Source organism: Nocardia sp. NPDC060220 (assembly GCF_042727815.1).
GTDB lineage: Bacteria > Actinomycetota > Actinomycetes > Mycobacteriales > Mycobacteriaceae > Nocardia.
Map to the genome: position 1 here is coordinate 1 of NZ_JBHWZY010000696.1, position 3,725 is coordinate 3,725.

Here is a 3,725-nt window from a genome sequence, read left to right on the forward strand (position 1 = left end):
ATGTCGACCCGCTCGATCGGGATGTGGTGTTCCTCGGATATTTTGGCGATGGTGAAGGCCACCATGTCGAGCATCTTGTCGTGCTCGAGCCACACGGAGCGCTGCTTCGGGTTCGATTCGACATTGGGGCTCGGACTGGTGGTCCACCGTGGAATCGCGCCGGAGGTCCCGACGAGGGCGATATGCACCGAATCCTGGTTCTCGTCGTTGACGCCGCGCACCGGAACGCTCCAGGAGGCGTTCTTCGTTGAGACCGTCTGGATGATGTGGTTGTCGTCGACGATGTAGTGATATGACCCGTCCTGCCTGGCCGCTTGACCGTCGGCGACGTTTTCGGCGCGGCTGATCCAGTCCTGATTCTCTGTAGTGTGCAGGTAGATCCGCTTGTATGGGCCATGCCCGGAGCGGGAGCCCGGCCCGGCGTGCCAGGCGATGTCGTAGCCGTCGGGTTCGCGCACCGAAATCGGGTCGGGAACGACGATCGGTTCTGGGGTAATGGGCTGGGCGGCGTATTGCCATTGCCCGAAGTCGGCGGTGAGGGTGTCGTTGACGTCGATGTTGATCCCAGCGACCTTGATGTTGTCGCGCGGGTGAATGAGCCGCTGGAACAGGCAGGCGTGCGCGGAGATCGTGCCGAGCGGCCTACCGCCCAGCCAGGTGTTGGGTTGCCACAGGAACCGTTTTCCGCTGCCGTCGCGGCACGTGCCGACGACGTCGTCCTCGACTGCCCAATCGCACGCCAGGTATTTGCAATACGCGCCGACGCGCTCCTTGCCCAGCACCGACGCCGCGCCGCGCAGATAGTGGGTGGCCATGCTGTTCCACTCGGACAGCGACAGATCGTCGTCGATGGAGAAGAAGATCGGAGCCTCGGCCGGGCCGCCGCAGTGCCGGTGCCACGCGTCGGCGGCCTGGGCGTCGGCGACACCGCCGTCGAACCCGCGGCGCCAATCGGCAGTGGCGTTCTTTCCCTTTTGCCAATTGCTGACAAGGGGCATCTTCAGATCGAGATACCCTGCGGCTTCCTCAGGAGTGAGTTTCTTGTTGATCAGGCCGCGTTCAGGTGAGTCCACCAGGTAGCGAACAGCCCCGTGGTATCCGTCGGCCTTCACTGCCTGCGCCCCGGGGCGCGCCGCGGCGTGATCGACCAGCTGCATCCTCGATGGACGCTCCCCGGACGAGGTGCTGGTGAATCCCGCCCGCCAGGTCGCCGGGCCGATCAGTCCATCAGGGGTGAACCCATTCGCGAACTGAACCGAACGCGCCGCGTCGGCGGTTGTCTGGTCGTAGACACCGGTCTGTGGCAGGCCCCGCGCCTGCTGCCAGCGCTTCAAGCCCGCAATCCACTCGGGCCGTTCGCTGCCGTGACGCCCGGAGATCGACGAGGCCGGGCCCTCCAACGGTCCGTAGAAGAACCCTCGCGGCAGTGGGAAGGCCTCCGGGCTCGACCCGTCGGTACCGGGGTCGGGTTGCGTGCCGGGGTCGACCGCACCCTCGAGGAAAGGCTGCGGATTCCTCGGTTCACCGCCGATGCGCCCGGGCGGGCCCCACACCTCGAAATGCAGATGCGGACCGGTGGATTGGCCCTCCGACCCCACACTCGCGATCTGTTCGCCCTCCCGCACCCGATCGCCTTGCTTCACCAGAATGCTCGCATGACGCATGTGGCCGAAGATCAGATCAACACCGCGGCTGTCCTGTGCATCCAGCCACACCCAGTTTCCGAACCCCGACACCGACCCCGGTGGGCGTTCCGCACCCTCGACGACCACACCGTCCACCGGTGCGAAGATTGGCGTGCCTGCCGGTGCGGCGAAATCGATACCGTCATGGTCAGGTCGATCCGGCGTTCGAAAGCCCGACGAAATCCGGAATGTGCTGTGCACTGGCCTGGTAGTCATGGAAGCCTCCTCGCTTCGTCGGTACAACGGGCTGGCCACTGTTCGAGACTCTGATTGTCGTAACCAGGGGCGATGATCACGCGCGTAATCCACTACTCGAATTCTTCGACGGCGGTGTCATGGCGCCAGGTGACCGAGCGGGGTGACAATCGGGTCGTGACCATTCCCGATTCCGGCGGTGACGCAGTCATCGACCGCCTTTTGCTGGGCGATGCGATTGCGCAGCTGCTGCCTGTGCCGAATCTCTGCCCGCAACTCCGTGCCCGCTCGACGTTCATCCACCTCGAGCGCTGGTCACCCACTCAGTGGTGGGTTCTCGAGGAGTGTCCGTGCGCTCGCATCAGGCCCTGCGCATCCACCGAAGCCACCAATTCTCTTGCAGACGTGCGTATCTGAATCCGCGCGTACATGCGCCGCCGCACGCTAGCTCGGATTGCCGAACCATGGTGGTACCGGGCCTCCGGTCAACCGCTCGAGTTCCTCCGCCACAGTCTGCCGGTCGAGCGCCAATGCTTGCCGCATCTCGTGTGCGGCAAGGTCATACAGATCGTGACGCCCGTACTCATGGGCGATGCGCATGGTCTGAAGTAGCGGTTGAATGCCGCCAACTATGTTGCCGCCCGCTGTTGTGAATATCCCATAGTTCAACAAGCTCTCTGCCAGCTCCTGATCGAATTTCTTGTGATCGAATTCGGCCAGTCGAACGTATGACTCGATCGCCCGTTCTGTCGACGCTACCGCTTCATTCCACTGGCCTTCGGTCGCCAGTTGGACTCCCCTGTTGTGCAGCGCGGCGGCCTGTCGCGGCACCTTGTCGACGTATTGTCGACAGCTGGTGTCGTGCGGGTAGCGCTCGGTGATGGCCCTCCATCCGTCCATGACCTCGATCGGCATTTCGGCGGCCGAGCAGTATTTCACGTAGTCGCGCAGGTAGGCACGGTAGTTCGGCTCGATGTCGATAACCCGCGCCATCAGGTTTGCCGCCAGGTCCGGGCGACGCATGGAGTTGAGGACTGATGCGCGGTTGAACAGTGCGACGGTGTGGTCCGGCCGCGTCTCGAGAACACGCGAGAACATATCGGCGGCCTCAAACCATTCACCGGCCACCATGAGTCGCTCCGCAGACACGATGTCCTGACTCGGCGCGGGTTCATAGGGGCCTACGTAGTCCTGGATGTACGCGACTCCGCCCGGCAGATCGACCTCCATGAGACTGGGCACCACGCTTTGTCCCTCCATGAGATCATCGAGAGCTTTGACAGCCAGTTCACGGCCCAGCTCCTGTCGGCCCGAGTCGGCGTCACGATAGATCGCGAGCACATTCAGGTGCAGACCCGATCTGGCGTTGCGCAACACATGGACGAACTTCGAATAACCCGAGCCGAGCTGGGGACCGATCCGATACAGACAGCCGCGGATGGTTATCCCCTTCCCTTCGTACTCCTCGGGATCGTGCTTGCGCACATCAAGCATCTCCACGACACACCACGCCTACAGCGCCGCTCCGGGCGACAGATCAGCGCCCGACAGCTGGAGGTAGAGCGGAGTTCCGACGACGTCCGTTCCATCTACACCAAGTAGTGCGAAGACGGTGGACATCCTCATTTGCACCTGGCCGCCGAAGAAGCGGTAGTTGCCCGAATGCAGCAGGAAGGTTCCGTCCGGCTCAGGACCTTCGCTGAAGAAGCGCAGCGAGCAGTCCAAGAGCAGGTCGCGGCCGCCGAACGACGAACGAATTGTCACAATGTCCGCCGAAGTGGGGTTCACAACCGGCATCTCAATCCGGAAGAGGCCATCGTAAAAGTAGTATGTCCCGCTCTGTCC

The 3,725-nt window shown here is 63.1% G+C and carries 4 protein-coding genes; 1 reads left to right on the plus strand and 3 read right to left on the minus strand.

The features are described from left to right. Positions 1-1,901, minus strand: a 1,901-nt coding sequence (locus ACFWF3_RS27885) for a glycoside hydrolase domain-containing protein (RefSeq protein ID WP_379316401.1), incomplete at its 3' end; no start/stop codon positions are given. Between the two features lie 156 nt (positions 1,902-2,057). Between ACFWF3_RS27885 and ACFWF3_RS27890 the strand changes: the two genes are divergently transcribed. Then, on the plus strand, positions 2,058-2,297 hold the full coding sequence (locus ACFWF3_RS27890) for a hypothetical protein (protein WP_379316403.1): 240 nt from the start codon (positions 2,058-2,060) through the stop codon (positions 2,295-2,297). 27 nt (positions 2,298-2,324) lie between these two features. Here the strand turns inward: ACFWF3_RS27890 and ACFWF3_RS27895 are convergent, their stop codons facing one another. Further along, complete coding sequence (locus ACFWF3_RS27895) at positions 2,325-3,380, minus strand: hypothetical protein (protein ID WP_379316404.1); 1,056 nt, start codon at positions 3,378-3,380, stop codon at positions 2,325-2,327. 12 nt (positions 3,381-3,392) lie between these two features. Further along, the coding region (locus tag ACFWF3_RS27900; RefSeq protein ID WP_379316405.1) for a hypothetical protein at positions 3,393-3,725 on the minus strand (333 nt) is incomplete at its 5' end.